Raw genomic sequence first — 23,425 nt, forward strand, 5'->3', positions numbered from 1 at the left:
CACCGGGAGCCTCTTTGTCATTCGATCGCCCGCCGCGCTTCGTTCCGGTAGGTCCGCCAGGAGGTCCAGGCAAAGGCGATGAGAAACATCACGGTCATCAGGAGCACGATGGTCGGCGCCGGCGCGCTGTCGATGAAGAAGGAGAGATAGACGCCGCAGAAGGAGGCCGTCATCGCGATGAGCACGGCGACGATGAGCATGGCGCCCATGGTGCGGGTGACCAGGAAGGCGATGGCGCCGGGTGCGATCAGCATGGCGATGGCAAGGATCAGCCCCACCGCCTTCAGCGCGCCGACGATCGTCAGCGACAGGATCGCGAGCAGCCCATAGTGCAACCAGTTAACCGGAAGACCGACGGCTTTGGCCTGGGCGGGATCGAAGGCGTGCAGCAGGAAATCGCGCCATTTGACGGCGAGAATACCGGTGGCGACCAAGGCGATCACGCCGGTCTCGGCGATGTCGCGCCAGCCGATGCCGAGCATGTCGCCGAAGAGGATGTGGTCGAGGTGCACGTCGCTCTGGATCTTGGTGTAGAGCACCAGCCCGAAGCCGAACATGCCGGAGAAGACCACGCCCATCACCGTATCCTGCTTGATGCGGCTGTTTTCCTTGAGATAGCCGGTCAAAAGCGCGCAGGACATGCCGGCGGCAAAGGCGCCGACGGCAAGCGGCAGGCCGACGATGTAGGAGATGACGATGCCGGGGAAGACCGCATGCGAGATCGCGTCGCCCATCAGCGACCAGCCCTTCAGCACCAGGAAACAGGAGAGCATGGCGGTCGGGATCGCCACCAGCACCGAGATCAGAAGCGCGTTGCGCATGAACTCGAATTCGAGGACCGCAAGCAGCATGTCGAGCGAGATCATCGGGCAGCCTCCATCGGTTCGGCGCTGCGCCTGCGCGCGGCGAGCAGCCCGTGCTTCGGGGCCAAGACGAAGGCCGTCAGGAAGATGAGTGTCTGCAGCACGATGATGATGCCGCCGGTGGCACCGTCGAGGAAGTAGCTGAAATAGGCGCCGAAGAAGCTCGTCAGCGCACCGATGGCGACGCTGATCAGGATCAGCCGCGGAAAGCGATCCGTGAGCAGGTAAGCGGTCGCGCCAGGCGTCACCACCATGGCGATGACAAGGAAAGCGCCGACGGTCTGCAGTGCTGCGACCGTACAGGCCGAGAGCAGGGTGAAGAACAGCACCTTGAGGAAGGTGGTGGGAATGCCGATCGAGCGGGCGTGGCTCTCATCGAAGAAGGTCACCATCAGGTCCTTCCACTTCGCTGTCAGAATGACCAGCGAGACGATGCCGATGATCGCGAGCTGCAGTGTGTCGGCGGGCGTGATCGCCAGGATGTTGCCGAGCACGATGGTCTGAATATTCACCGATGTCGGCGACAGCGAGACCATGAAAAGCCCGAGGCCGAAGAAGGAGGTGAAGATCAGGCCGATGATCGTGTCTTCCTTGAGCCTTGTGCGCTGATTGAGAAACAACATGGCGCCGGCGGCAAGCGAGCCGGAGAAGAAGGCGCCGAGCGAGAAGGGCAGGCCCAGCATATAGGCGCCGGCGACCCCCGGGACGATCGAATGCGAGAGGGCATCACCGATCAGCGACCAGCCCTTGAGCATCAGATAGGAGGAGAGGAAGGCGCAGACGGCGCCGACCAGCGCGCTCACCCACATGGCATTGACCATGTAGCCATAGGTGAAGGGTTCCAGGAGCGTGGCGATCATTTGCCGTTCGGTTCCCCGTTGGTCTCGGGTTTTGCCGGCTGCGCCACCATCCGATCCTTGTCGCCATACATGACGAGCGGGCGCTCGTCGTCGGTGATGACGGCGAGCTGCCGCGGATCGGCATCGTCATGCAGGTTTTCGCCGCCGAGCACGAAGTGCCGGAGAACGCCGCCGAAGGCGAGTTCCAGGTTTTCGCGGGTGAAGGTGGTTTCCGTCGGGCCATAGGCGAGCACGGTGTTCTTGAGGAGCACGGTGCGGTCGCAGAATTCCGGCACACTGCCGAGATTGTGGGTGGAAACCAGCATGACCCGGCCCTCGTCACGCAGGCCGATCAGGAGGCGAATGATCGCGTCCTCGGTCTTGACGTCGACGCCGGTGAACGGTTCGTCGAGCAGGATGACCTTGCCATCCTGGGCGAGCGCGCGCGCCAGGAAGACGCGCTTCTTCTGGCCGCCGGAGAGTTCACCGATCTGGCGCTTGCGATAGTCGCTCATGCCGACGCGCGCAAGCGCTGCCTCGACCGCCTCATGATCCGCCGTCTTCGGGATGCGCAGCATGTTCATGTGGCCGTAGCGGCCCATCATGACGACGTCCTCGACCAGGACCGGGAAGTTCCAGTCGACCTCCTCGGCCTGCGGCACATAGGCGACGAGGTTCTTCTTGAGCGCTTCCGGAACCGAACGGCCAAGGATCGAGATCTCGCCGCGCGAGAGCCGGGCAAAGCCCATGATCGCCTTGAAGAGTGTCGACTTGCCGCTGCCGTTGACGCCGACGAGCGCGGTGATCGTGCCCGTCGGGATCTCGAAGGTCGCGTCGCGCAGGGCCCGCAGGCCGTTGCGGTAGGTGACTGTCGCGCCAGAGACACGGATGCCGCTGCCCTGTTCGCCGGACGCCGGCGCGGGGCCGGAGCGGGGCTTCACCTGAAGGTTCATTGCGAAAGCCCCTTGGCGATGGTTTCCGATGTGACGCGCAGCAGATCGATATAGGTGGGAACCGGACCGTCCGCCTCGCTCAAGGAATCAACGTAGAGCACGCCACCGTATTTTGCACCGGTTTCGCGCGCCACCTGCTCAGCCGGATCGGGCGAGATCGTGCTTTCGGAAAAGACGACCGGAATGTGGTTGGCCCTGACGGCGTCGATGACCTTGCGGACCTGTTGCGGGGTACCCTGTTGGTCGGCATTGATCGGCCAGAGGTAGAGTTCCTTCATGCCGAAATCGCGGATCAGGTAGCTGAAGGCGCCTTCGCTCGAAACCAACCAGCGCTTGTCTTCGGGGATCTTGGCGATCTCGGCGCGGATCGGCGCGATGGTCGCCTCGATCTTCTGCTTATAGGCCTCGGCATTCGCCTTGTAGGTCTCGGCATTGGCGGGATCGTACTTCACGAAGGCGTCGCGAATGTTGTCGACATAGATGAGGGCTGCCGATGGCGACATCCAGGCATGCGGATTGGGCTTTCCGCTGTAGGGGCCTTCGGCAATGCCCATGGGCTCGACGCCGGTCGAGACGACGGCACCGGGGACGTCATCAAAGTTCTGGAAGAATTTCTCAAACCAGAGCTCCAGGTTCAGACCGTTCCACAGGATCAGCTTGGCGTCGTGCGCCTTCAGGATGTCGCGCGGGGTCGGCTGGTAGTTGTGGATCTCGGCACCCGGTTTGGTGATCGATTCGACGATTGCGGCGTCGCCCGCGACGTTCTTGGCCATGTCGGCAATGACCGTGAAGGTCGTCACTGCCTTGAATTTCTCCTGCGCTGAGCCGGCGCCGGGAAGGAGCGCGATGGCTGCCAGGGCAGCTGCCGCTGCCAGGATCGCGCGCTTCGTCTGATCGATCATTCGCTACTCCCAGATGTTGACATCACAGGAGTAGGGGAATGATTTGCATAAGTCAATGCAAATGCGAAGCATTCGCAACTAGCTATTTTCAAAACCAATGCCCTTGGCTAGTGTAACGACCATGAAACAGAACAAGAATCGTGTCGAAGAGCTGGAAGGCGTTTTGCGGGATGGCGGCGTGCGCGTTACGCGCCAGCGCTCCGCAATCCTGAAGATTCTCGCCACCGCCGAAGACCATCCGGATGCAAACGAACTGCATCGCCGGGCGAAGGAAATCGACGCCACCGTCTCGCTTTCGACGGTCTACCGGACGCTGTCAGCGCTCGAGCAGCAGGGCGTCGTGCAGCGCCATGCCTTCGAAAGCGCGACGGCGCGTTTCGAGACCGCCGACGCCCCGCATCACGATCATCTGATCGATATCGACACGGGGGCTGTGATCGAGTTCCGTTCCGACAAGATCGAGCAACTGCAAGCGGAGATTGCCGCCGAGCTCGGCTACGATCTCGTGCGCCACCGGCTCGAGCTCTACTGCCGCAAGCGCAAGGACTGAGCGAAGCTCGTCAGAGTCGTTGCGCTCGTGATGTCGCGCAACGTCTCCTCTTGCTTTCAAATGAAAGAGTGTCAGCCGCGGCGCGCGACGGCGGAGGTGTGCCGCCGTGCCGGTATGGTCATGGCCGCAACGCCGATGATGACGCAGCCAAGGCCGATCCAGGCGGTGTCCGACAGCCGTTCGCCGAGGAAGAGCGCGCCGATGGCGACACCGACCGGCACGCGCAGATAGGCCTGGGCCGTGGCGCCGACCGAACCCAGCGTCTGGATCAGCCGGAAGTAGATGGCGAAGGCAAGTGCTGTCGAAAAGACTGCGAGGCCAAGGAGCGCAAGCAGCGAATCCATGGATGGAGCCAGCGTCCAGGGCCTGTCGACGATGAGGCTGGTGGGAATCAGCAGCACCGTGCCTGATATCAGCGAGCCGGCAGCGGGCATCATTGGATCCAGGCCCTTGAAGCTGCGTCCAAAGATGGCGGCACCGGCATAACAGACGGTGGCGAGCACCACGGCCAGCTGTGGCAGCAATTGCGCGCCGAGACCGCCGAAGGCCTCCATGCCGATGATCAGGCTGATGCCGGTCATGCCGGCAATCACGCCGACGAGCTTGCGGGCGGTTACCGCCTCGTGGCGGGTAATCAGGGCCGTCATCAGGAAGGCGAAGATCGGTGTCGTCGCGTTGAGGATCGAAGCGATGCCGGCATCGATCGTCTGTTCCGCCCAGGCAATCAGCGTGAAGGGCACGACGCTGTTGAGGCAAGCCTGGAACAGGAACCGCCGCCAGGTTGCGAGGTCGCGCGGCATCTTCAGGCCACGCCAACGGAGAACCGCGAGAAGCAGGGCGCCGGCGATCAAGGTACGGGCGGCAATCAGCGTGACCGGCGGAATGGTTTCAACGCCGATCTTGATGAAGGTGTAGGAAGCGCCCCAGAGCGTCGCAAGCGCAAGCAGCAGGAGGAGTTCAAGGGTGAGATTGGTCTTGGCCATGGCAGAGAACCTTCGTGTCGTCGTCGTTGTCCTTCCTCTAGCGCGATGGAGACGACAGATGCTTCGGTGGCGATCGAAGTATCGAGATCTCTCCGCGGACGTGAGACGACAAAGCCCCGACCCACCTTTCGGGGGGGGCGGGGCAGATGCTTTCGTTTATGCTCAGTGGCTGTCGGCGAGCTTGGCCGCGTCGACGGACGCGGATCTTTCGAAGCTCAAGCCATTGAAGAAGGCATTGAGCACCACGGCCGAGATCGAGGCGAGCACGATGCCGGACTCGATGATCGGGTGGATCGCATGCGGCAGCCACATCAGGTAGTTCGGCGCGATCAAAGGGATCAGGCCGAAGCCGACCGAGACGGCGACAACGAAGAGGTTGTTGCGCGACGACTTGAAGTCGACGGTCGACAGGATGCGCACGCCGGTGGCCGCCACCATGCCGAACATCACCAGGCCGGCGCCGCCGAGCACGAAGGTCGGCACCGCTTCCACCAGCGCGCCCATCTTCGGGATCAGTCCGAGCGCGATCATGATGGCGCCCCCCATCACGCAGACATAGCGGCTCTTTACGCCGGTGACGCCGACGAGACCGACATTCTGCGAGAAGCTCGTATAGGGGAAGGTGTTGAACAGGCCGCCGATCATCGTGCCGAGGCCATCGACCCGCAGCCCCGCCGTCAGTTGCTGCTGCGATACTTCGCGGTTGGTCATTTCGCCGAGCGCCAGGAACATGCCGGTCGATTCGATCATGACGACGATCATCACGAGCGACATGGTGGCGATCAGCACCGGATCGAAGATCGGCATGCCGAAGCGCAGCGGCGTGACCACGGCAAACCAGCCGGCGTCGGCCACCCGGTCGAAGTGCATCATGCCGAGTGCGGCGGCGAGGACGCAGCCGAGGACGACGCCGGTCAGCACCGCGATGTTGCTGATCAATCCGCGGCCGAAGCGTGCGATGACGAGGATGGACACAAGCACGAAGGCGGCAAGCGCGATGTGGCTCGGCTCCGCATAGAGCGGGTTCGGCACCGTGGCGCCGAGCACCAGACCATCAGGAATAGCAGGCCCGCCGCCGGCGGCGGCCGCGGCCTTCATCGCGGCCAGCCATTCGGCATGGGCTGGGTCGACCAGTTTCGGCGCCGTTGGGCCGAAAGGATTGCCGAAGATCCAGTTGACGCCCACCCGCATCAGCGAAACGCCGATGACGAGAATGATGGTGCCAGTGACGATCGGCGGGAAGAACTTGAGCAATCTGCCCATCAACGGCGCGATCAGCAGGGCGACGAGGCCGGCGCCGATGATGGCGCCGAAAATCATGCGCGCGCCCTCCTGGTCCGGGGTCATCGCCGCCATCGAAACCATCGGGCCGACGGACGCGAACGTAACGCCCATCATGACGGGAAGGCGGATGCCGAAGCTGCGACCGAGGCCGAGCGACTGGATGATGGTGACGATGCCGCAGACGAACAGATCGGCCGAGATCAGGAAGGCAACATCCTGGGGGCTGAGCTGCAATGCCCGGCCGACGATCAGCGGTACCGCGACGGCGCCGCCATACATGACAAGAACGTGCTGGATCCCAAGCGTGGCGAGCCTGCCCACAGGCAGCTTCTCGTCCACCGGGTGTATGCTGGAAACGTCGCTCATGGTTCCTCCTCCCATCACGTCGACCAGTCCGGTTCCCCCGTCCTCCAACAGGGGAGCGCAATTTTTCCGTGCCGAGGCAGAATGTCGCAAGTATTGCGAAAGCGAAAACACTTTCCGGAATCCGGGGGAAATCAGTCACGATGCCCTGGTGGCGGGAACGGTTGCCGCCAAGGTCGCGAGCCTTGACGAAAAGCTACAGGCGAGCCTGACGAGGCGGGAGACCATGCAACGTAGCCGCAATGCGAAGCAGCGATGGTCTCTTACGCCGGTGCTCCGGCGCTGTTCGTTTGGGATCATGGTCGATGGTATCTTGGAGATTGGCCTTCTGGCGTTTGCTCGCTGTGCTGTTCGCGCTCGCCTTCGCGCTTCCACCGGTTGCCGCGCGCGCCAACGGCGCCACCTTTCCGGGGCAGTGGCAGCAGGTGGCGTCAGGAACGGACGCGTGCGAGGCCTGCTGGGTCGAAATCAGGCGGAACGGTCCGGTCCTGAAGGTGACGGGCAAGGACGGATGGTTCGCGGTGGTCCATCTCGGACGCGCTGGAGGCGGCCATAGCGCCGAGGGGATCGGTCGCTGGAGCGAGGACGGGGACAGCCACTATCGCGGCCAGCCATTCGATATCCGGATCGCTATCGTCGACAAGCATCTCTACATGGACATGACCGTGCAGATGGACGACGGCTCGACGCACGCCGTCCGAGCGATCTTCGACAAGCGCCGGTCCGAGAAGTCCGGACGCCTTCGGCTGGCCCGGATGTAGGCACGGCCATGCCCCCTCAGGGATTGCCGGCAAAGAAATACCGGGGCCGTTGCCGACCCCGGTGCCGCATCTCCTGAAAGAAAAAGGCCGCCCGGTGGGGGCGGCCTTCTTGTTATTTCTGCCAGCTCTTGACCAGATCGTCGTAGTTGACGGTCTGCGGCTTTTCTTTCTCGTTCTCGACCTTCAGCTGCGGAGCGAGGTTGCCAGCCTTGACGGCTTCGGCGTTCCAGTACTCAAGGTCATGCTCTTCGGCGAGCTTCGGGCCGATGTCGCCCTGAACGCCCGAACGTTCGAGACGGGAGAGAACCTTCTCCTGCTCGGCGCACAGCGAGTCCATGGCTTCCTGAGCGGTCTTGGCACCCGAGGATGCGTCGCCGATCGCCTGCCACCACAGCTGAGCCAGCTTCGGATAGTCAGGAACGTTCGTGCCGGTCGGCGACCACTGCAGGCGGGCCGGCGAACGGTAGAACTCGATCAGACCGCCGAGCTTCGGAGCACGGTCCGTGAAGCTCTTGTGGTCAAGCGTCGACTGGCGGATGAAGGTGAGGCCGACATGGCTCTTCTTCACGTCGACGGTCTTCGAAGTCACGAACTGCGCATAGAGCCAGGCGGCCTTGGCGCGATCGTCAGGGGTGGACTTCAAGAGCGTCCAGGAACCGGCGTCCTGGTAGCCGAGCTTCATGCCGTCCTTCCAGTAGACGCCGTGCGGGCTCGGAGCGAAACGCCACTTCGGCGAGCCGTCCTCGTTGACGACGGGCAGGCCCGGCTTGACGAAGTCGGCGGTAAAGGCCGTGTAGGTGAACATCTGCTGGGCGATTTCGCCCTGCGACGGAACCGGACCGGATTCCGAGAAGGTCATGCCCTGGGCAGCAGCCGGTGCATAGGCCTTCATCCAGTCGAGGTACTTCTGGATGGAGTAGACGGCCGCCGGGCCGTTGGTGTCGCCGCCGCGGGCAACGCACGAGCCGACCGGACGCGAGTTCTCGTCGACCTTGATACCCCATTCGTCGACCGGCTTGCCGTTCGGGATGCCCTTGTCGCCGTTGCCGGCCATCGACAGCCAGGCGTCGGTGAACCGCCAGCCGAGCGACGGGTCCTTCTTGCCGTAGTCCATGTGGCCATAGACCTTCTTGCCGTCGACTTCGCGGCCGGTGAAGAACTCGGCGATGTCCTCATAGGCCGACCAGTTGACCGGAACGCCGAGGTCGTAGCCGTACTTCGCCTTGAAGTCCGCCTTGTTCTTCTCGTCGTTGAACCAGTCGTAGCGGAACCAGTAGAGGTTCGCGAACTGCTGGTCGGGCAGCTGGTAGAGCTTGCCATCCGGCGCGGTCGTGAAGGACTTGCCGATGAAGTCGTCGATGTCGAGGTTCGGGTTGGTGACGTCCTTGCCTTCATTGGCCATGAAGTCCGTCAGGCTGCGCGCCTGCTGGTAACGCCAATGGGTGCCGATCAGGTCAGAGTCGTTGATGTAGGCGTCGTAGACGTTTTCGCCCGACTGCATCTGCGTCTGCAGCTTTTCGACGACGTCGCCTTCGCCGATCAGGTCGTGGGTGATCTTGATGCCGGTGATGTCGGCGAAGGCCTTGGCCAGCGTCTTCGATTCGTATTCATGGGTGGTGATCGTTTCGGAAACGACCTTGATTTCCATGCCGGCGAAGGGCTTGGCCGCATCGACGAACCACTGCATTTCGGCTTCCTGGGCCGCGCGGTCGAGCGAGGACATGTCGCCGATTTCGGTATCGAGGAACTTCTTTGCCTCGTCCATGCCGGCAAAAGCGGTGCCGGTGAAAGCCAGCAGCATAGCCGCCGTCGTAGTCAAAAGATGCCGTCGCATAATTCCCTCCCTTAGGTTTGCGAATGCGGTTCTTTAGCTTTTGAGGGGCCGCTCCCGCGGCCCCTCAAATCGGCTCGCCTCAGACATAGCGGAAGACGCCGACGGCATAGACCAGCGAGAGCGCGAGCGCCCACCACAGGTTCTGCCCGCCGACGAAACCGAGCCATGCGAGGTGAATGAAGGCGCTTCCGAGCAGCGACACGAAGAGGCGATCGCCCCGTGTCGTCTCGAAGCGCAGGATGCCGACGCGCGGGTTTCCGCCCGGCGCGGCATATTCCCAGACCGCCATCATCGACAGCAGCGCGAAGATGGTGAGGAAGAACATGGCCGACGGAAACGACCAGGCCATCCAGCCACCGGCGACCAGCGGCGCGAACCAGTCGCGCGCACCGTCCTTGATCGGCAGCATGCTCATGAGCAGCCCGGCGGCGGCGGCATAGACGATCAGAACGGCGGCGAAGGGCAGTTGCCAACGGGCCTTGCGAATGGGTTGAGCGGTCATCATACCCTCCCCAGGGCAAAGCCCTTGGCGATGTAGTTGCGGACGAAATAGATCACCAGCGCGCCCGGAATGATGGTGAGCACGCCGGCAGCGGCCAGCACGCCCCAGTCGAGGCCGGAAGCGGAAACGGTGCGGGTCATGGTGGCGGCGATCGGCTTGGCGTCCGTGGTCGTCAGCGTGCGGGCTAGCAGCAGTTCGACCCAGGAGAACATGAAGCAGAAGAAGGCGGCGACACCGATGCCCGAGGCGATCAGCGGCATGAAGATCTTCACGAAGAAGCGTGGGAACGAATAGCCGTCGATATACGCGGTTTCGTCGATTTCCTTCGGCACGCCCGACATGAAGCCTTCGAGGATCCAGACGGCGAGCGGCACGTTGAACAGGCAGTGGGCAAGTGCCACGGCGATGTGCGTGTCGATCAGGCCGAAGGCCGAATAGAGCTGGAAGAACGGCAGGGCGAAAACGGCCGGCGGCGCCATGCGGTTGGTCAAGAGCCAGAAGAACAGGTGCTTGTCGCCGAGGAAGCGGTAGCGCGAGAAGGCGTAGGCCGCCGGCAGCGCTGCCGATACCGAGATCACCGTGTTCATCACGACGTAGATGATCGAGTTGATGTAGCCGTTGTACCAGGATGGATCGGTGAAGATCACCTGATAGTTCCTGAGCGTCGGGTTCACCGGCCAGAGCGAGAAGGTGCTGAGGATCTCGCTCGTTTCCTTGAAGCTCATGTTGACGAGCCAATAGATCGGCAGGAGCAGGAAGACGATGTAGATCGTCGGCACCAGCCAGGAAAGGCGTTCGGTAAGCGGTTGTGTTTGCATGTTGGTTCTCCTCCCGCCTTTATCAGCCTTGCGCGTCGCTCGTGGTCATCACGGTGTAGAAGATCCACGAGAGCAGCAGGATGATGAGGAAGTAGATGATCGATAGCGCTGCCGCCGGACCGAGGTCGAACTGGCCAATGGCCGTCTTGACGAGGTCGATCGACAGGAAGGTGGTGGAGTTGCCGGGGCCGCCGCCGGTAACGACGAAGGGCTCGGTGTAGATCATGAAGCTATCCATGAAGCGCAGCAGGAAGGCGATCAGGAGCACACGCTTCATCTTCGGCAGCTGGATGTAGCGGAACACCGACCAGCGCGAGGCGCCGTCGATCTTGGCCGCCTGGTAATAGGCGTCCGGGATCGAGACGAGGCCGGCATAGCACAAGAGCACGACGAGGCTCGTCCAGTGCCAGACGTCCATGACGATCAGCGTCACCCAGGCAGCGACCGGGTTCTGCACGTAGTTGTAGTTGATGCCCATGCCTTCGAGCGTGCGGCCGAGCAGGCCGATATCGACGCGGCCGAAGACCTGCCAGATGGTGCCGACGACGTTCCACGGGATCAAGAGCGGCAGCGCCATCAGCACGAGGCAGACCGGGACGCCGAGACCCTTCTTCGGCATGTTGAGGGCGATGATGATGCCGAGCGGGATTTCGATGGCCAGAATGATCGCCGAGAAGATCAGGTTGCGGGTGAGCGCGTCCCAGAAGCGGTCGGAGGTCAGCACCTGCACGTACCAGTCGGTGCCGGCCCAGAAGAACGCGTTGTTGCCGAAGGTGTCCTGGACCGAATAGTTGACGACGGTCATCAGCGGGATGACGGCCGAGAAGGCGACCAGCACGAGAACCGGCAGCACCATGAACCAGGCCTTGTTGTTCCAGGTTTTTTCCATGGTCAGGCCTCCTCGCCGACGCGCCAGGAATCGGCGTAGATGTTGATGGCTTTCTGATCGAAGCGGACGCGCGGATCGGCGGGGATCTCGCCATCCTCGTCGACGATGATCGAGATCGGCTGATCGGCGAAGCGGGCACGCACGATCTTGTGGCGGCCGATGTCCTCTACCTTGGTGATCGCCACGGGCATGCCTTCGCGGCCGAGCGAGACGAATTCCGGGCGGATGCCGAGCTCGGTCTTGGCGCCGGCCTTGAACTTGGGCAGGAAGTTCAACGCCACGTGTTCGCCGCCGACCGTCGCGGTGTTGCCGTCGAGCTTGACCGGAAGCACGTTCATGCCCGGCGAACCGATGAAGTAGCCGACGAACGTGTGGCGCGGGCGCTCGAAGAGTTCGGCCGGGGTACCGATCTGAACGATCTGGCCGTCATACATGACGACGACCTTGTCGGCGAAAGTGAGCGCCTCGGTCTGGTCGTGGGTGACATAGACCATGGTGAAGCCGAACTGCTTGTGCAGCCGCTTGATCTGTGAGCGCAGCACCCACTTCATTTCCGGATCGATGACCGTCAGCGGCTCGTCGAACAGGATGGCGCTGACGTCGTTGCGCACGAGGCCGCGGCCAAGCGAGATCTTCTGCTTCTGGTCGGCGGTCAGCCCGCGGGCGGTCTTCTTCGCCCAGCCGCCGAGACCGATCATTTCGATCGTCTCCTTGACGCGGCGGTCAACCTCGGCTTCCGGCACATGCCGGTTGCGCAAGGGGAAGGCCAGATTGTCGTAGACCGTCATCGTGTCGTAGATCACCGGGAACTGAAACACCTGGGCGATGTTGCGTTCCTGGGTCGAGAGATGCGTCACGTCCTTGCCGTCGAAGAGGATGTGCCCTTCCGACGGGTTGATCAGGCCGGAGATGATGTTGAGCAGCGTGGTCTTGCCACAGCCGGAAGGGCCGAGCAGCGCATAGGCGCCGCCGTCGTTCCATTCGTGATGCACTTCCTTCAGCGCGTAGTCGTTTTCAGACTTCGGCTTGGCGCCATAGGCGTGGCGGATATGTTCGAGATCGATGCGTGCCATGTTTTCCTCCCAGCGCCCCCTTTAGGCCGCGCCGCCGATGGCGCGTCCATCAGGCCCGAAGGCCATGAGATGACGGGTGTCGACGAAGACCTCGAGGGTCGCGTCGGGTTCGATGTCGTGAATGCCTGGCGCGAGCATGACCCAGCGCGCATTGGCAAATCCGACGTGAATGAAGCTTTCCGAGCCTGCGATCTCGGAGATCGCGGTCTTGACGGTGAGTGCGTCGCCGCTGCCTTGCGGACGGTCGAACGAAATATGGTGCGGCTGGAAGCCGACGGTGCAGGGACCGTCGGCAATGCCAGCCAGATGCGAAGGCACCGCGAGCACAGATTTGCCCTCAAGCGTGAAGGCCGAACCTGATTTGACGAGTTCGATGCAGTTCAGCGGCGGATCGGCGAAGGTGCGGGCGGTGATGAGGTCGACTGGACGACGATAGACGTCGATGGTCTTGCCGAACTGGGTGATGCGGCCCTGGCTGAGGGCTGCCGTATTGCCGCCAAGCAACAACGCTTCCGAAGGCTCTGTCGTCGCATAGACGAAGATGGCACCGGAGGCGGAAAAGATCTTCGGCAGTTCCTCGCGCAGTTCCTCGCGCAGCTTGTAGTCGAGGTTGGCGAGTGGTTCGTCGAGCAGCACGAGATCGGCGTTCTTGACGATGGCGCGCGCCAGCGCCGTGCGCTGCTGCTGGCCACCCGAGAGATTGAGCGGCGTGCGGTCGAGATAGGGCGTCAGCTTCAGGAGATCGGCGGCCTTGCGCACTTCGCGGTCGATCGTCGCGGTGTCGGCGCCGCTGATGCGCATCGGCGAGGCGATGTTCTCATAGACGGTCATCGCCGGGTAGTTGATGAACTGCTGGTAGACCATGGCGACCGAGCGCTTTTGCACCGGCAGGCCCGTCACATCGATGCCGTCGAAGATCAGCGAACCGGAAGCCGGCTTGTCGAGACCGGCCATCAGCCGCATCAGCGACGTCTTGCCGGACAGGGTCGGGCCGAGCAGTACATTGAGCGACCCCCTCTCCAGCACCAGGTCGGTCGGGTAGATATGCGTCTCCCCGCCCACGACCTTGGATATCTTCTTCATTTCAAGCATTGAATTCTCCACCCAGCCTGTCGGCAGTCCTGAGCGTTTCCAAGCCGGCGTGGAAACGCTCCATCTCGTCGTTTTTCGCATTTCCGGACCCAGAACCGCAGCGCGCTTTGGCTGGAAATGCTTCGGAATGCGAGGATCCTCACGCGGCTGCGTCGGCCGCGCCTCGCATGTATTCCTCCAGTGCCGCCGCCTCGCCGGGCGTCAGCTTCAATCCCAGTTTCGTGCGGCGCCACAGCACGTCCTCAGCGCGCCGTGCCCATTCCTTGGCGATCAGCCACTTGACTTCCGCCTCGTAGAGATCGGCGCCGAAGCGGCGGCCGAGCGCCGCCTCGTTCGAGGCCGAACCCAGGAGGGTGGCTGCCTGCGTGCCGTAGAGGCGCACAAGGCGACGGGCATGCACAGGCGCAAGGAAGGGGTATTGCTTTTGCAGTCTTGCGACTTCGTCGGCATAACCCTGGGCGGGGAATTCTCCGCCCGGCAGCTTTGATCCTGCGGTCCATTTCGAACCCTTGACGCCGATCGCCTCGCCGATCTTTTCGAGCGCGGATTCACCGAGGCGGCGGTAGGTCGTGAGCTTGCCGCCGAAGACGTTGAGCAGCGGTGCCGCACCCTTGTCGCCCTCGACGCGCAGCACGTAGTCGCGGGTTGCTTCCTGCGCCTTGCTGGCGCCGTCATCATAGAGCGGGCGCACGGCCGAATAAGTCCAGACGATATCGTCCTTCGTCACCGGTTCCAGAAAATATTCGCTCGCCGCGCTGCAGAGATAGTCGACCTCGGCATCGCTGATGCGCACATCCGCCGGGTTGCCGGTGTAGTCGCGATCGGTGGTGCCGATCAGCGTGAAGTCTTCCTCGTAAGGGATGGCGAACATGATGCGGCCATCCGGGTTCTGGAAGAAATAGGCACGCGGATCGTCGAACTTCTTCTTCACGACGATGTGGCTGCCCTGGACGAGGCGGACATTGTGGACGTCGTTCTTGCCGAGCGCGCCCGAAAGCACCGCATCGACCCAGGGGCCGGCCGCATTGATGAGCATGCGCGCCTGCAGGGTCTTGCGTTCGCCGGTTGCCTGATTTTCGGTCTCGACGGTCCAGAGCCCGCCGTTACGCCGTGCCGAGACGACGCGGGTTCGGGCCATGATCACGGCGCCGCGATCGGCAGCATCGCGGGCATTGAGCACAACCAGGCGGGCGTCATTGACCCAGCCGTCGGAATATTCGAACGCCTTGTTGAACAGCCGCTTCAGCGGCTTGCCGGCCGGATCGCGGTTCATGTCCAGCGTCGCCGTCGCCGGCAACAGCTTGCGGCCGCCGATGTGATCGTAAAGGAAGAGGCCGAGGCGGATGAGCCAGGCCGGGCGCAGGCCGCCCTTATGATAGGGCAACACGAAGCGCATCGGCCAGATGACGTGCGGCGCCATTGCCCAGAGCACTTCACGCTCCATCAGCGCTTCGCGCACGAGGCGGAACTCGTAATGCTCGAGATAGCGCAGGCCGCCATGAATGAGCTTGGTGGAGCCGGAAGAGGTGCCGGAGGCGAAATCGTTCATTTCGGCCAAGGCGACCGAGTATCCGCGGCCGACCGCGTCGCGCGCGATGCCGCATCCGTTGATGCCGCCGCCGATGACGAAGACGTCGTAGATTGCCTGCTCTGACACTGCTGTTTCCCCTCCACTTTTCGCGATGCACAAATTGATGCATGAGCGAAAGTGAAATCAGTTAAAACGAAAACATACCGAATGTCAAACGAATGCGCCCCGAATCTTTAGGGGTGTCTAAACCTCCCGATTCAGACGTCGGTTTCGATCAGCCGAACATCCTGTTCGGCACAGATTTTCCTGACATTTTCAAGCGTACAGCGATCGGTGATGAAGGTCTGGACCTGGGAGATATGGCCGATGCGCACCGGCGCGGTTCTTTCGAACTTGGTGGAGTCGGAAACGAGGATGACATGGCGTGCATTGGCGATGATCGCCTGGGCGACTTTCACTTCTCGGAAATCGAAATCGAGTAGCGCGCCGTCATGGTCGATCGCCGAGGCGCCGATGACCGCGAAATCGACTTTGAACTGCTTGATGAAGTCGACGGCGGCCTCGCCGACGATACCGCCGTCGGAGCCACGCACGACGCCGCCGGTGATCACCACCTCGATCGAGGGGAACACTCGCAAGCGGTTGGCGACGTTGATGTTGTTGGTGATGACCATCAATTCCTTGTGGTCGAGCAGCGCTTCACCCACGGCCTCGGTCGTCGTGCCGATATTGATGAACAGCGAGGCGTTGTCGGGGATGAGTTCGGCGGCCGCCTTGCCGATCGCCTGCTTCTCCGGTGCTGCGATCTGGCGGCGGGCATCGTATTTGACGTTTTCCTTGCCGCTCGGGAAGATGGCGCCGCCATGAATGCGGTTCAAAACCTTGGCGTCGCAGAGGTCGTTCAGGTCCTTTCGGATGGTTTGCGGCGTAACGGAAAAGCGCTGCGCCAGTTCCTCCACGAGCACCCGGCCCTCGCTCTTTGCCAGCTCCAGGATCTCCGCCTGCCGACCTGTCAGGTACATTCCGTCCTCCCCATTTTCGTTTTGTTTCATAATATGCAAAAACGAAAGCCATGCAATTTCAGATTCGGCGGTTTCGATGAAATCGCTTTCGCTGCGAGCGAAAGGATCAGTGCGCGTTGCATTCGTTTCGCCGATGGGCGACTCTGCTTGAGGAATGAAGAGGGGAAGGACATGTTTCATCCGGCGTTGTTCAAGGGCATGACCGTTGTGGTCACCGGTGCCGGGCGCGGCATCGGGCTGGAGGTTGCCCGGCAGTTTCTGGATTGCGGCGCGCATGTGCTCGTCCATGCCGGCCGGTCGATCGGCGATCTGCCCGATTTTCTCGAATCGGCGGCGACGGAAGGCCGGGCGCATGTCGTCACCGCGGATTTTCTGGCGCCCGGCGGCGTCGAGGGGCTGGCCGAGGTGGTCAGAGGCCAGTTCGATAGCGTCGATATCCTCATCAACAATGCCGGCACCATGGTCGGTCGCTTTCCCGCGGCGGAGCTGACCGACGAGCAGTACCAGACCGTCGTGCAGCTCAACCAGACCGCAGTCGTCGAGATGACGCGGGCGATGCTGCCGCTTCTGCGCAAGGGCACGCACCCGGCGATCGTCAACACCGTATCGATTTCGGCCCTGACTGGGGGCAGCGCCGGCTCTTCGATCTATTCGGCCAGCAAGGCCTTCGTCGCCACCTATTCGAAGGCGTTGGCGCGCGAGCTCGCGCCCGAGGACATCCGGGTCAACTGCGTTTCGCCGGGCACGATCACCACCGACTTCCACGAGCGCTATTCGTCGCCGGAAAAACTGGAGGCGACCCGCAAGACCATCCCGCTCGGCCGGCTCGGGACGGCGGAAGATTGCGCGCCGGCCTATCTGTTCCTCGCTTCGCACGCGCTGTCGGGCTACATCACCGGGCAGGTGTTGGAGGTCAATGGCGGGCAATTGATTGCTTGAACATGTGTTTGCGTCGGCGTTCGCCCCTCATCCGCCTGCCGGCACCTTCTCCCCGCGCGCAGGGAGAAGGGACAGCGCTGCGCCGTATTCGTTCTGCCTTGACTGCAAGCGGGCTTGTCTCGCCGGGCACGTCCCCTCTCCCCGCGAGCGGGGAGAGGGTTAGGGTGAGGGGCAAGCCAGTCCAGTAGCGTGGCAGAATCAAGAACTCCAAAGGCATGACATGATCGACAAGCTGGAAATGTTCCTCGTTCTCGCACGCGAAAGACACTTCGGTCGCGCGGCGGAGGAGTGTGGCGTAGCGCAACCGACCTTGTCGGCCGCCATCCGCCAGCTCGAGGATCAGCTTGGCGTGATGCTCGTCAGCCGCGGGTCGCGCTTCCAGGGACTGACGCCGGAGGGGCAGCGCGTGCTCGAATGGGCGCGCCGTATCGTCGGCGATGCCCGCACCATGCGCGAGGAGATGCGGGCGGCGCGCAAGGGCCTTTCCGGCCATATCCGCCTGGCCGCGGTGCCGACGACGCTGGCGATGGTGCCGATGATTACCGCGCCATTCCAGGAGAAACATCCTGATGTCACCTTCTCGGTGCTGTCGACCACGTCGCTGCAGATTCTGGCGCTGCTCGAAAATCTCGAGATCGATGCAGGTCTCACCTATCTGGAGAACGAGCCGCTCGGCCGGGTAACCAGCGTTCCGCTGCAAGTCGAGCGCTATCACCTCGTCACCGCCGCCGGAACGCCGCTTTCAGAGCGGGAAAGCGTGACGTGGAAAGAGGTTAGCGACGTTCGGCTTTGTCTATTGACGGCCGACATGCAGAACCGCCGCATCGTCAACCAGCATTTTGCCGAGGCAGGCGTGGTCGCCAGGCCGACGCTCGAATCGAACTCGATGATCGTGCTTTTTTCGCATGTGCGGACCGGGCGCTGGGCCAGCATCATGCCGTTCAACGTCGCGAAATCATTCGGTTTTCATGAGGATATCCGGATGATCCCGATCGTCGAGCCGGATGCCCGTCACACGGTCGGCCTGGTTGCGACCCATCGTGAGCCGTTTACGCCGCTTGTCTCGGCTCTGTTGCACGAGGCGCGTATCCTGGGTGAGCGAAACCAGGTTCAATAGATTATTTCTATCGATCGACGGAACAGCCTTATTGACCCATCGGGCCATAAGCGCGAAGCTTTTTTGATCATGGCCGGAGACCGCCGAGGATCGGCCTTCGCCAGGTATTGAAATGTCGGCTGGACCGGTCGCCCGTTTGCGGGTGTCGCCGTCTAGCCCATGAGCCGGGAGGGCTCCCGTTGAACATCCATCAGCCGCGCGCCGACATCGCGGAAACCACCCTTGCCATCGTCGAGGAGCTCAAAGGGCTCGAAGGTCCGCTGTTGCCGATCCTGCACGAGCTTCAGGAAGAGTTCGGTTATGTGCCGCAGGAGTGCCTTCCGGTGATTGCGCGCGAGCTCAACCTGTCGCGCGCCGAAGTCTACGGTGTGATGACGTTTTACCATGACTTCCGCGAGCATCCGGCCGGACGCCATGTGCTGAAGCTCTGTCGCGCCGAGGCCTGCCAGTCGATGGGCGGTGATCAGCTCGCCGAGCGCGCCAAGCGGCTGCTCGGCATCGATTTCCATGAGACGACGCCGGATGGCGCGGTGACGCTGGAGCCGGTCTACTGTCTCGGGCTCTGTTCCTGCGCACCCTCGGCCATGCTTGACGGAGAGGTGCATGCCCGGGTCGATGCCGCCGATCTCGAGGCGCTCGTTCAGGAGGCGCGGCGATGACGGTGAAAATCTATATCCCGCGTGACGCCGCCGCCGTGGCGCTCGGTGCCGAGAAGGTCGCCAAGGCCGTGGCCGAGACGATCGCGGCCCGCGGTCTCGAGGCGACAATCATACGCAATGGCTCACGCGGAATGCACTGGCTGGAGCCGCTGGTCGAAGTGGAAACCGCTGAAGGTCGCGTCGCCTACGGTCCGGTCAAGGCACGCGATGTCGGTTCACTGCTTGATGCCGGGCTGCTCGATGGCGGCGACCACGCGCTCTGTCTCGGGAAGACCGAGGAGATCCCCTTCCTCAAGCAGCAGACGCGACTGACATTTGCGCGCTGCGGCATCACCGATCCCCTGTCGCTCGACGACTACCAGGCCCATGGCGGCCTTGCCGGTCTGCGCAACGCCATCGCCATGGCGCCGGAGGCGATCGTCGCGCAGGTGACCGAGAGCGGCCTTCGCGGCCGCGGCGGCGCCGGTTTCCCGACAGGCATCAAGTGGAAGACGGTTCTCGAGGCCGCGGGGACACGCAAATACATCGTTTGCAATGCCGACGAGGGCGACAGCGGCACCTTTGCCGACCGGATGATCATGGAGGGTGATCCCTTCGTGCTGATCGAGGGCATGGCGATCGCAGGCATCGCGACCGGCGCCACCAAGGGCTTCATTTATACCCGCTCCGAATATCCCCATGCGATCGCGGCGATGGCTGAGGCGATCGAGATCGCGCGCAAGGCCGGCGTGCTCGGCGCTTCGGTGCTCGGCTCCGGCAAGGCCTTCGACATGGAGGTGCGCACCGGCGCCGGCGCCTATGTCTGCGGCGAGGAAACGGCGCTGCTCAACAGCCTCGAAGGCAAGCGTGGCATCGTTCGCGCCAAGCCGCCGCTCCCGGCCCACAAGGGCCTCTTCGACTGTCCGACCGTGATCAACAACGTGATCTCGCTCGCCTCCGTCCCTGTTATCATGGACAAGGGGGCTACCTTCTATCGCGACTTCGGCATGGGCCGCTCGCGCGGTACGATCCCGATCCAGATCGCCGGCAACGTCAAGCATGCCGGCCTGTTCGAAACCGCCTTCGGCCTCGCGCTCGGTGAGATCATCGATCACATCGGCGGCGGTACGGCGAGTGGCCGGCCGGTGAAGGCCGTGCAGGTGGGCGGCCCGCTCGGCGCCTATTTCCCTCGCGCTCTGTTCGACACGCCGTTCGACTATGAGGCCTTTGCCGCGCGCGACGGCCTCATCGGCCATGCCGGCATCGTCGTTTTCGACGATACCGTCGACATGCTGCACCAGGCGCGTTTCGCCATGGAGTTCTGCGCCGTCGAGAGCTGCGGCAAGTGCACGCCCTGCCGCATCGGTTCGACGCGCGGCGTCGAGGTGGCGGACAAGATCGCCGCCGGCATCGAGCCGGAGAAAAACCGCGAACTGCTCGCCGATCTCTGCAACACGATGAAGTTCGGTTCGCTCTGCGCGCTTGGCGGGTTCACGCCCTATCCCGTCATGAGCGCCATGACCCATTTCCCGGATGACTTTCAGCCGGCACCGCGCGTTGAAGCGGCGGAGTGAGGAGGAAGACCATGTCTCTCATACATGAAATCGACTACGGCACTCCCGCTTCCAAGTCCGAAAAACTGGTGACGCTGACGATCGACGGGTGCGAAGTCACGGTACCTGAGGGAACCTCGATCATGCGCGCGGCGATGGATGCTGGCATCGAGGTGCCGAAGCTCTGCGCCTCCGACATGATGGATGCCTTCGGCTCCTGCCGGCTCTGTCTCGTCGAGATCAAGGGACGCGCCGGCATGCCGGCCTCGTGCACGACGCCGGTGGCGGCGGGTATCGAAGTCTCCACCCAGACGCCGCGGCTGAAGGACGTGCGCCGGGGGGTGATGGAGCTTTACATCTCCGACCACCCGCTCGACTGTCTGACCTGCGCGGCCAATGGCGATTGCGAGCTGCAGGACATGGCCGGCGCCGTCGGCCTGCGCGACGTGCGCTACGGGTATGAGGGCGAGAACCACGTCACGGCCCGCAACAATGGCGAAATCAATGCCAAGTGGCTGCCGAAGGACGAGTCCAATCCATACTTCACCTATGATCCGGCCAAGTGCATCGTCTGCTCGCGCTGCGTGCGGGCCTGCGAGGAAGTGCAGGGCACCTTCGCGCTAACGATCGGCGGTCGGGGTTTCGACAGTCGCGTTTCGGCCGGCATGGCGGAAGACTTCATGTCGTCCGAATGCGTCTCCTGCGGCGCCTGCGTGCAGGCCTGCCCGACGGCGACGCTCACAGAGAAATCGGTCATCGAGATCGGCCAGCCGGAACATTCCGTCGTCACCACCTGCGCCTATTGCGGCGTCGGCTGCTCGTTCAAGGCGGAAATGCGCGGCGAGGAGCTGGTGCGCATGGTGCCGTGGAAGGATGGCCAGGCCAACCGCGGCCATTCCTGCGTCAAGGGTCGCTTTGCCTATGGCTATTCCAACCACAAGGACCGCATCCTCAACCCGATGATCCGCGAGAAGATCTCCGATCCCTGGCGCGAGGTCACCTGGGAGGAGGCCTATGCGCATGTGGCCTCCGAGTTCCGGCGGATCCAGTATCAGTACGGCCGTGATTCCGTCGGCGGCATCACCTCGTCGCGCTGCACCAATGAAGAGACCTATCTGGTGCAGAAGCTGGTGCGTGCCGGCTTCGGCAACAACAATGTCGATACCTGCGCCCGCGTCTGCCACTCGCCGACCGGCTACGGACTCGGCCAGGCTTTCGGCACATCGGCCGGCACGCAGAATTTCGATTCGGTCGAGTTCACTGACGTTGCCGTCATCATCGGCGCCAACCCGACGGACGGCCATCCGGTCTTCGCGTCACGACTGAAGAAGCGGCTGCGCGAGGGCGCCAAACTGATCGTCATCGATCCCAGGCGCACCGACATCGTGCGCTCGCCGCATATCGAAGCCTCCTATCACCTGCCGCTGCAGCCAGGCACCAATGTCGCGATCCTGACGTCGATGGCGCATGTGATCGTCACCGAAGGCCTCGCCGACGAGAAATTCATCCGCGAGCGCTGCGACTGGTCGGAATACGAGGACTGGGCGGCTTTCGTCGCCGAGCCCTATCACAGCCCGGAAGCGACCGAAGCCTATACCGGCGTGCCGGCCGAACTCGTGCGCGGTGCAGCAAGGCTCTATGCCACCGGCGGCAATGGCGCGATCTACTATGGTCTTGGCGTCACCGAGCACAGCCAGGGCTCAACGACGGTCATGGCGATCGCCAACCTCTCGATGGTCACCGGCAATATCGGTCGGCCGGGCGTCGGCGTGAACCCTTTGCGCGGTCAGAACAACGTGCAGGGCTCCTGCGACATGGGCTCGTTCCCGCACGAGCTGCCGGGTTACCGCCATATCTCCGACGACGCGACGCGCGAGACGTTCGAGAAACTCTGGGGCGTCGAGATTTCCAACGAGCCTGGCCTGCGCATCCCGAACATGCTCGATGCCGCGGTCGATGGCACCTTCAAGGGCATCTACATTCAGGGTGAAGACATCCTGCAGTCCGACCCGGATACCAAGCATGTGGCCGCCGGGCTTGCCGCGATGGAGTGCGTCGTCGTGCACGACCTCTTCCTCAACGAGACGGCGAATTACGCCCACGTCTTCCTGCCGGGTTCGACATTCCTGGAAAAGGACGGCACCTTCACCAATGCCGAGCGCCGCATCAACCGGGTGCGCAAGGTGATGACGCCGAAAAACGGCTATCCCGACTGGGAGGTCACGCAGAAGCTTGCCCAGGCCATGGGCCTCAACTGGAACTATCGTCATCCGTCCGAGATCATGGACGAGATCGCTGCCACGACGCCGAGCTTCGCGCTCGTCTCCTACGACTATCTCGACAAGTTGGGCTCGGTGCAGTGGCCATGTAACGAGAAGCATCCCGAGGGCTCGCCGATCATGCATGTCGACGGCTTCGTGCGTGGCAAGGGCAAGTTCATCCGCACCGAATATGTCGCGACCGACGAACGCACAGGCCCGCGCTTCCCGCTGCTTTTGACCACCGGCCGTATCCTCAGCCAGTACAATGTCGGCGCCCAGACGCGGCGCACCGACAACGTTGTCTGGCACGCGGAAGATCGACTGGAGATCCACCCGCACGACGCAGAGCAGCGTGGCATTCGCGACGGCGACTGGATCAGGCTTGCCAGCCGCGCCGGCGAAACGACCCTGCGTTCGCTGATCACCGATCGCGTGGCGCCGGGCGTCGTCTACACCACCTTCCACCACCCGACGACGCAGGCAAACGTCATCACCACCGACTTCTCCGACTGGGCGACGAACTGCCCGGAATACAAGGTGACGGCGGTGCAGGTGATGCCCTCGAACGGGCCTTCGGATTGGCAGGTGGACTATGACGAGCAGGCCCGCCAGTCGCGCCGGATTTCCGGCAAGCTGGAGGCGGCGGAATGATGTTTTG

At 62.9% G+C, this 23,425-nt stretch carries 21 protein-coding genes; 7 read left to right on the forward strand and 14 right to left on the reverse strand.

Features of this window, described 5'->3' with window-relative positions; all coding sequences use genetic code 11:
- Positions 1 to 17: 17 nt before the first annotated feature.
- The 4 genes from ASE60_RS28905 to ASE60_RS28920 are packed head-to-tail and all read right to left on the reverse strand — an operon-like array spanning position 18 to position 3,557.
- Complete coding sequence (locus tag ASE60_RS28905) at positions 18 to 866, reverse strand: metal ABC transporter permease (protein WP_057255028.1); 849 nt, start codon at positions 864 to 866, stop codon at positions 18 to 20.
- The gene (locus ASE60_RS28910) at positions 863 to 1,723 is read right to left on the reverse strand and encodes a metal ABC transporter permease (protein WP_057255029.1); all 861 of its coding nucleotides are present in this window, start codon (positions 1,721 to 1,723) and stop codon (positions 863 to 865) included. Before ASE60_RS28910 ends, ASE60_RS28905 begins: the two co-directional genes overlap by 4 nt.
- Positions 1,720 to 2,655 (reverse strand): manganese/iron ABC transporter ATP-binding protein, encoded by a 936-nt coding sequence (locus ASE60_RS28915; RefSeq protein WP_057255030.1) that lies wholly within the window; start codon positions 2,653 to 2,655, stop codon positions 1,720 to 1,722. Before ASE60_RS28915 ends, ASE60_RS28910 begins: the two co-directional genes overlap by 4 nt.
- A complete protein-coding gene (locus ASE60_RS28920; protein WP_057255031.1) occupies positions 2,652 to 3,557 on the reverse strand; it encodes a metal ABC transporter substrate-binding protein in 906 nt (301 codons plus the stop codon). Before ASE60_RS28920 ends, ASE60_RS28915 begins: the two co-directional genes overlap by 4 nt.
- Positions 3,558 to 3,678: 121 nt before the next feature.
- Between ASE60_RS28920 and ASE60_RS28925 the strand changes: the two genes are divergently transcribed.
- Entirely contained in the window at positions 3,679 to 4,107 is a 429-nt protein-coding gene (locus tag ASE60_RS28925) for a Fur family transcriptional regulator (protein ID WP_057255032.1), read from the forward strand.
- Between the two features lie 71 nt (positions 4,108 to 4,178).
- Here ASE60_RS28925 and ASE60_RS28930 read toward each other — a convergent pair whose 3' ends face one another.
- A complete protein-coding gene (locus tag ASE60_RS28930; protein WP_057255033.1) occupies positions 4,179 to 5,090 on the reverse strand; it encodes an EamA family transporter in 912 nt (303 codons plus the stop codon).
- Between the two features lie 162 nt (positions 5,091 to 5,252).
- Entirely contained in the window at positions 5,253 to 6,740 is a 1,488-nt protein-coding gene (locus ASE60_RS28935; RefSeq protein ID WP_057255034.1) for a nucleobase:cation symporter-2 family protein, read from the reverse strand.
- Positions 6,741 to 7,042: 302 nt separating this feature from the next.
- Here ASE60_RS28935 and ASE60_RS28940 point away from each other — a divergent pair, with 302 nt between their 5' ends.
- Positions 7,043 to 7,498 (forward strand): hypothetical protein, encoded by a 456-nt coding sequence (locus ASE60_RS28940; protein WP_156414740.1) that lies wholly within the window; start codon positions 7,043 to 7,045, stop codon positions 7,496 to 7,498.
- A gap of 112 nt (positions 7,499 to 7,610) precedes the next feature.
- Here ASE60_RS28940 and ASE60_RS28945 read toward each other — a convergent pair whose 3' ends face one another.
- The 8 genes from ASE60_RS28945 to ASE60_RS28980 all read right to left on the reverse strand — a co-directional run bounded on the left by ASE60_RS28945 (position 7,611) and on the right by ASE60_RS28980 (position 16,259).
- Positions 7,611 to 9,332: an ABC transporter substrate-binding protein gene (locus tag ASE60_RS28945; RefSeq protein ID WP_057255036.1), complete on the reverse strand. Its 1,722-nt coding sequence runs from the start codon at positions 9,330 to 9,332 to the stop codon at positions 7,611 to 7,613.
- A 79-nt stretch (positions 9,333 to 9,411) separates the two neighbouring features.
- A complete protein-coding gene (locus tag ASE60_RS28950) occupies positions 9,412 to 9,834 on the reverse strand; it encodes a DUF2160 domain-containing protein (protein ID WP_082616181.1) in 423 nt (140 codons plus the stop codon).
- Entirely contained in the window at positions 9,834 to 10,652 is an 819-nt protein-coding gene (locus ASE60_RS28955; protein WP_057255037.1) for a carbohydrate ABC transporter permease, read from the reverse strand. The genes ASE60_RS28950 and ASE60_RS28955 overlap by 1 nt, the downstream gene beginning before the upstream one ends.
- 22 nt (positions 10,653 to 10,674) lie before the next feature.
- Positions 10,675 to 11,541 (reverse strand): sugar ABC transporter permease, encoded by an 867-nt coding sequence (locus ASE60_RS28960; RefSeq protein ID WP_057255038.1) that lies wholly within the window; start codon positions 11,539 to 11,541, stop codon positions 10,675 to 10,677.
- 2 nt (positions 11,542 to 11,543) lie between these two features.
- A complete protein-coding gene (locus ASE60_RS28965; RefSeq protein WP_057255039.1) occupies positions 11,544 to 12,614 on the reverse strand; it encodes an ABC transporter ATP-binding protein in 1,071 nt (356 codons plus the stop codon).
- Positions 12,615 to 12,635: 21 nt separating this feature from the next.
- Positions 12,636 to 13,706 (reverse strand): ABC transporter ATP-binding protein, encoded by a 1,071-nt coding sequence (locus ASE60_RS28970; protein WP_057255040.1) that lies wholly within the window; start codon positions 13,704 to 13,706, stop codon positions 12,636 to 12,638.
- Positions 13,707 to 13,845: 139 nt separating this feature from the next.
- Positions 13,846 to 15,363 carry a glycerol-3-phosphate dehydrogenase gene (gene glpD / locus ASE60_RS28975; protein WP_057255041.1) on the reverse strand — a complete coding sequence of 506 codons (1,518 nt, stop codon included), beginning with the start codon at positions 15,361 to 15,363 and terminating at the stop codon, positions 13,846 to 13,848.
- A 131-nt stretch (positions 15,364 to 15,494) separates the two neighbouring features.
- On the reverse strand, positions 15,495 to 16,259 hold the full coding sequence (locus ASE60_RS28980; RefSeq protein WP_057255105.1) for a DeoR/GlpR family DNA-binding transcription regulator: 765 nt from the start codon (positions 16,257 to 16,259) through the stop codon (positions 15,495 to 15,497).
- A 171-nt stretch (positions 16,260 to 16,430) separates the two neighbouring features.
- Between ASE60_RS28980 and ASE60_RS28985 the strand changes: the two genes are divergently transcribed.
- The 5 genes from ASE60_RS28985 to fdhF all read left to right on the forward strand — a co-directional run bounded on the left by ASE60_RS28985 (position 16,431) and on the right by fdhF (position 23,418).
- Positions 16,431 to 17,198, forward strand: a complete 768-nt coding sequence (locus tag ASE60_RS28985; RefSeq protein ID WP_057255042.1) for an SDR family oxidoreductase — start codon at positions 16,431 to 16,433, stop codon at positions 17,196 to 17,198.
- A gap of 220 nt (positions 17,199 to 17,418) precedes the next feature.
- A complete protein-coding gene (locus tag ASE60_RS28990; RefSeq protein ID WP_057255043.1) occupies positions 17,419 to 18,315 on the forward strand; it encodes a LysR family transcriptional regulator in 897 nt (298 codons plus the stop codon).
- Between the two features lie 179 nt (positions 18,316 to 18,494).
- Positions 18,495 to 18,974 carry a formate dehydrogenase subunit gamma gene (locus ASE60_RS28995; protein WP_057255044.1) on the forward strand — a complete coding sequence of 160 codons (480 nt, stop codon included), beginning with the start codon at positions 18,495 to 18,497 and terminating at the stop codon, positions 18,972 to 18,974.
- Positions 18,971 to 20,527 (forward strand): NADH-quinone oxidoreductase subunit NuoF, encoded by a 1,557-nt coding sequence (locus ASE60_RS29000; protein ID WP_057255045.1) that lies wholly within the window; start codon positions 18,971 to 18,973, stop codon positions 20,525 to 20,527. The genes ASE60_RS28995 and ASE60_RS29000 overlap by 4 nt, the downstream gene beginning before the upstream one ends.
- Positions 20,528 to 20,538: 11 nt before the next feature.
- Positions 20,539 to 23,418 carry a formate dehydrogenase subunit alpha gene (gene fdhF / locus ASE60_RS29005; protein ID WP_057255046.1) on the forward strand — a complete coding sequence of 960 codons (2,880 nt, stop codon included), beginning with the start codon at positions 20,539 to 20,541 and terminating at the stop codon, positions 23,416 to 23,418.
- Positions 23,419 to 23,425 lie beyond the last annotated feature (7 nt).

Origin of the sequence: Ensifer sp. Root278, assembly GCF_001429285.1 — a bacterium.
GTDB lineage: Bacteria > Pseudomonadota > Alphaproteobacteria > Rhizobiales > Rhizobiaceae > Ensifer.